Raw genomic sequence first — 5,932 nt, forward strand, 5'->3', positions numbered from 1 at the left:
GGCTCCTTGGAAGACAACATGCTTTAGATTCCCCTGGAAATGAACTATATTCCAAGATGAAAAATCTTCTTGTCCTTATTGCTTTGTCTTTTTTGACCCCTTTGGTTTCTGCCCAAACCACATATCCACTTTACGGCAATGACCCCATTCCCAATTCCATTGATGTGCCCGATGAGGAAAAGTCAGAAACCAGTGCAGATGGAATTTTAAGGATCAGTAAAGTAACCAAGCCGACCCTGACAGCATATCTTCCTTCTAAGGAAAAAGCAACAGGACAGGCGGTGATTGTTTGTCCGGGTGGTGGTTATACAATATTGGCAGCAAGCCATGAAGGTTCGGATGTAGCGGAGGAATTTGTCAAAAAGGGCATTGCAGCTTTCGTTCTAAAGTATCGTCTTCCCAGTGATGAGACCATGATCGATAAAACTATCGGGCCCCTTCAGGATGCACAGCAGGCGATCTTAATGGTCAGGGAAAATGCCGGTAAATGGAACATCAAACAGGATCAGATCGGGATTATGGGTTTTTCTGCCGGTGGACATTTGGCTTCCACTGCCGGAACGCATTACAACAACCAAACCATACCAAACCCAAAAGGGACAAGCCTTAGGCCGGATTTTATGATTTTGGTTTATCCTGTGATCAGTTTTGATCCGGAGATAGGACATAGTGGTTCGGCCAAAAATTTATTGGGAGAAAGTCCAACAGAGGCTTTAAGGGATTACTACTCGAATGAAAAACAGGTCAACTCCCTTACACCTCCTACCTATTTTGTCCACGCCAAAGATGACCGTGTAAGTATTCAGAATTCTTATGTTTTTGAGGAAGCCTTGAAGAAATTAAATATTCCCGTTGCGACGACATACTATGAAGAAGGGGGACATGGGTTTGGAATGATCAACCGCACTTCTGAAATCAGGTGGATGGATGAAGTGGAGAGGTGGATGAAAACCTTTTGAGGACCATTTTTTGATTTCTGCCCCAGAATTCCCCATTTTCATAACAATGCATGCAAAAAACCAAGGTATTATTTCTAACTTTTGGAAATTACCAAAATCCTAAACACTATGAAGCCCTTATACACTTTGCTCTTTTTTATCTATACAATTGTGCCCTCATTTGCCCAAATCAATGCGAAGTTAATGCGCTACATGGACGTCTCCGATACCCAAATCGCTTTTGTATTTGGTGGAGATATCTGGACAGTCCCCAAAGAAGGTGGCATGGCCACCCAACTCACAAGATCGCCCGGAGAAGAATCCTGGCCTAGGTTTTCTCCGGACGGGAAGTCAATTGCATTTTCGGCCAGTTACAATGGAAACCTGGACGTTTTTATGATGCCTGTAAGTGGAGGTGTTCCTACTCGGGTAACGTATAAGTCATTCCCGGACCGCATGATCGATTGGCATCCTGACGGAAAACGGTTACTTATCGGTTCTACTGGTGAATTGGGAGGACGACGGCTATTGAACCGGTTTTTTTTGGTCAACAAAGAAGGAGGATTTCCAGAGAAGTTGCCTTTGCCTTACGGCGAACTCGCTAGTTTTTCACCTGACGGAATGCAGTTAGCCTATATTACCAAGATCACTGAAAATTATCCTTTCAAGAGGATACGCAGCGGCAACAATTCTGATATCCTGATCTATGATATAGCTTCTAAAACGGTTGAGAACGTTACCAATAGGATTGCTATCGATGGCAAACCGGCTTGGTCGGGCAATACAGTTTATTTTCTATCGGATGATAATCCTGATATGCGAATGAATATCTGGTCTTATGACACCAAAACCAAATCTTTGACCCAAATTACGACTTTGAAGGATTTTGATATTTCCTATCTGTCAGCAAGCGAAAAGGATTTGGTTTTTGAAATGGGCGGGGACCTTTTCCTGATGGACCTTGCTACTAAAAATTATAAAAAAGTAGATGTCCATGTGGTAAGCGATTTATCGGTAGAAATGGCCCAACAAAAAGAGGTGAGTAAAAATATCGCCAATATGACTGTTTCCCCTGATGCCAAAAGGGTTGTTTTTCAGGCAAGGGGTGAGTTGTTTAATGTGCCGTCAAAAGAAGGTTTCACTCTTAACATGACCCAATCTAGTGGTGCTTTGGACCATAGCCCGGCTTGGTCACCTGATGGAAAGTCAATTGCCTACTGGAGTGACAGGTCCGGTGAATATGAAATTTATATCCAAAGCACACAAGGTAACCAGGAAGCCAAAAAACTGACAAGCAGAAAAAGTGGATTTGGTTATACATTACATTGGTCGCCTGACAGCAAAAAATTAGCATTCATTGATGAAAAACACGACATATCGATAGTCGATGTCGTTTCGGGTCAGATTAAAAAAGCGGGTAATACCCATTGGGTAATCGGACATGGAGGAGCTCCAAGTTTTCCGATTTCTTGGGCTCCTGATTCTAAATATGTGACGTTTCCTATCGGTCTCGAAAATGCCAATACTGCCATTTTCATTTACGATGTAGAAGCGAGCAAATTGACCCAGGCTACATCAGGCTATTATTCAGATGATTCTCCGGAGTTCAGCCAGGACGGTAAATATCTTTTTTTTCAGACCGACCGTAATATGGAGCCTGTGTATTCTGCTTTGGGTGACGGCACTTGGGCTTATCCAAATGCAACCCAAATTGGGGCAATAAGCTTGAGCAAACCTGTTTCTTCCATTTTGGCTCCAAAAAATGATACTATCACGGTAGCTGCGGATAAGAAGCCTGATGAAAAAAAATCTGATGAAAAAAAGCCCGATGAACAGAAGTCCAAGGAGGTTCAGGTAACCATCGATTTTGACGGATTTGAATCGAGGTTAGTAATTCTTCCCGTCAAACCGGGCAATTTTGGGAAGATGACGGCCATTGAAGATAAACTGGTTTTTTTGCGGTATCCCAGAACCGGTTCCGGTGACAACGGGGCAATATTAATGTATTATGATATTAAGGAAAGAGAGGAAAAAACCATTTTGGAGAAGGTGAACAACTACGTCGTATCTGCTGATGGCAAATCCATTCTGGTTTCAAGCAACAGTCAATACGCTATTATCGCAGCTAATGCAAGTCAGAAAATTGAGAAGCCGATTCCTACCAATGGACTTGTGATGAACTGGGTGGCAAGGGAAGAATGGAATCAGATATTCAATGACACCTGGAGGAGGTATAGAGATTTCTTTTACGATCCAAATATGCATGGCGTCGATTGGGAAGATATGAGAAAGCGGTATGGAGCTTTGATCAAAGACGCCAGAACTCGTTGGGACATTACCAATATCCAATCAAACATGCAGGCTGAACTGGCTGCCGGACATACCTATACCAATGGTGGAGATGTTGAATCGGTCACTCCCTTGATGACAGGATTTTTGGGTATAGAATGGGCAAAAGAAGGAGGCAAGTATAAAATCCAAAGGATCATCAAACCTGCAGCCTGGAATACAGAAGTACGGTCACCTTTAGACCGCGCGGGAGTGGAAGTGAAAGAAGGAGATTATATTATTGCTGTCAATGGCATCAAGTTAGACCCCAACAAAGATCCGTATGCGGCTTTTGAAGGATTGAGTGGCAAGACTGTTTCATTGACTATTGGACAGAAAAACAGTAATTCTGAATCTAATAAAGACGTGGTGATGACCTGCCTTACTCCAAGTGAAGAAGGAAATTTAAGATACCTGGAGTGGCTTGAAAATAACCGGAAAATGGTAGAAAAACTTTCTGACGGACAGCTTGGCTATGTCTATATGTCCAATACCGCTGGAGACGGACAGCGGGAATTGGTCAGCATGTATTATGGGCAATTGGATAAAAAAGGATTTATCATTGATGAAAGATTCAACGGAGGCGGTCAGTTGGCAGATAGGTTTTTAGAATTGCTCAAAAGACCCGTTGTCTATAACCTTCATTGGAGACATGGCCGTGACCACACCAATCCGATCAAAGCCAATACAGGCCCTATGGGTATGTTGATCAACGGTTGGGCGGGATCGGGAGGCGATGGACTGCCATGGGCATTCAAAGTGCTCGAGGCCGGGCCAATTGTTGGGGAAAATACATTAGGGATTTTGGTCGGCCCTGCGACAGGTCACCAATTGATTGATGGTGGAGGAATCACCGTTCCGGATGCGAGGTTATATGACAATGCAGGGCATTGGTTTTGGGAAGGTGAGGGAGTCAGTCCGGACATTGTCGTTTGGGATGATCCCAACCTAATGATGCAGGGACGGGATCCTCAGATGGAAAGGGTTGTACAGGAGGTGTTGAAACTCATTCCCTCAACTCCATCAAAAATGACACCTGCACCTGCCTATGAAGACAGGACAGCCAAAGGGATGAAGAAAAAATAATTCTTGAAACTAATCCCAATTCTGACAAGTGGCAACGAGTGAGAATTGGGGTTAGTTTTTTCAACATTATTTCAAAATCCCAAAAAAAGTAAATCCATATATAAATGCTATCAGGAGAAGAAAATGAACGTACCAGCTATAGAAAAACCCGGAGGTTTGAAAACTTGATTAACCTCGTATTAAGTGAATTTTTGTTTGCTTAAGTTTTTTTATGGAATTTTAGGATTGATCTGATTTAAGGTATGAATAGATTTGTTTTTGGTTTTATGGTTGCGGTATTGGTTTTCGCTGGATTTTGGCTTTGGTCAAATAAGCGGGAGTCTAAAGATGAAATGCTTGAAAGTACTGCCCTGATTCAGCAGCAGATTGAACAGGTCGGTAAACTGATCGTAACCGAGGGGTATTTTTCCCAGGTTTTCACCTATAAGAGCTCACAAAATTTGTTTATGAATCTGATGACCTCAGATAAAAAAGCCTTGGTGGTGGCCAATGCCAAAGTCACGGTGGAATATGACCTACGTCAATTACAGACTGAAATTGATCAGGAAAATAAAACAGTCATCCTTAAAAGGATACCCGAACCGGTTATTAATATCTATCCGGATATAGAGTATTATGATGTGACACAGGATTATTTCAACAAATTCGGTGCGGCCGATTACAATAAAATCAAAAGCACGATCAACGCCCGGATAAGGGAAAAAGTGGATAAATCCAATCTCTTGGAAAATTCCCAGGAAAGATTGATGAGTGAATTGGCAAATATTTTTGTATTGACCAAATCATTGGGCTGGACGCTTCAATACAATGAAATCCTTGTTGAAAGCGAAGAACAACTGAAAAGCCTAAAATGACATATTGAAACCTTCAAATAAATCCAAACCATGAACCTGAACAAAAAAAGCCTTTTACTATTGTGGATATTTTCGATCTGCATCATTGAATTTTCTCTAGCCCAAATCCCAAGACAATACCTTGACATTACTGTTGCACCTGACAAAAATGATTGGACCTACAAGACAGGAGAAAATGTGGAGTTTTCCGTTTCAATTACACAATCAGGGGTTTCGGTTCCTGTCGAAAATGTAAGGTATGTGGTGATGGAGGAAAAAATGGCCCCTTTGAAAGAAGGTGCTCTAACCTTAAAAGATGGGAAAGCAAAAACCCAAAAATTCACCATGAAAAATCCAGGTTTTCTAAGGTGTGAAGTTTATGCGACAATTGATGGGAAGGAATACAAAGGGCTCGGAACCGCAGCTTTTGAGCCTGAAAAAATCAAGCCTACTGTGAAAATGCCCGAGGATTTCAAATCGTTTTGGGACAATGCCAAATCGGAACTGGCACAAATTCCCATTGATTATAAGATGACCCATTTGCCCGAAAAAAGCTCCCAACATATAGATGTTTACCACGTGAGTTTTCAAAATATAAGAAACTCCAGAATCTACGGAATTCTGAGTGTTCCTAAAGGTGAGGGGAAGTTTCCTGCTATACTTAATGTGCCCGGTGCAGGAATCAGACCCTATGGGGGGGATTTAGGAAAAGCCATGAGGGGCGCCATCACTTTACAGATAGGTATT

At 42.2% G+C, this 5,932-nt stretch carries 4 protein-coding genes; all 4 read left to right on the forward strand.

What is annotated here, in order from left to right:
- Nucleotides 1-56: 56 nt before the first annotated feature.
- Nucleotides 57-959 carry an alpha/beta hydrolase gene (locus ACEW8O_RS20300; RefSeq protein ID WP_373496460.1) on the forward strand — a complete coding sequence of 301 codons (903 nt, stop codon included), beginning with the start codon at nucleotides 57-59 and terminating at the stop codon, nucleotides 957-959.
- A gap of 108 nt (nucleotides 960-1,067) precedes the next feature.
- Complete coding sequence (locus tag ACEW8O_RS20305) at nucleotides 1,068-4,352, forward strand: PDZ domain-containing protein (protein WP_373496457.1); 3,285 nt, start codon at nucleotides 1,068-1,070, stop codon at nucleotides 4,350-4,352.
- Nucleotides 4,353-4,594: 242 nt separating this feature from the next.
- Nucleotides 4,595-5,206 carry a DUF4230 domain-containing protein gene (locus ACEW8O_RS20310; protein ID WP_373496458.1) on the forward strand — a complete coding sequence of 204 codons (612 nt, stop codon included), beginning with the start codon at nucleotides 4,595-4,597 and terminating at the stop codon, nucleotides 5,204-5,206.
- 30 nt (nucleotides 5,207-5,236) lie between these two features.
- On the forward strand, nucleotides 5,237-5,932 hold a 696-nt coding region (locus tag ACEW8O_RS20315), incomplete at its 3' end, for an acetylxylan esterase (RefSeq protein WP_373496459.1).

Origin of the sequence: Aquiflexum sp. (assembly GCF_041749095.1) — a bacterium.
GTDB lineage: Bacteria > Bacteroidota > Bacteroidia > Cytophagales > Cyclobacteriaceae > Aquiflexum.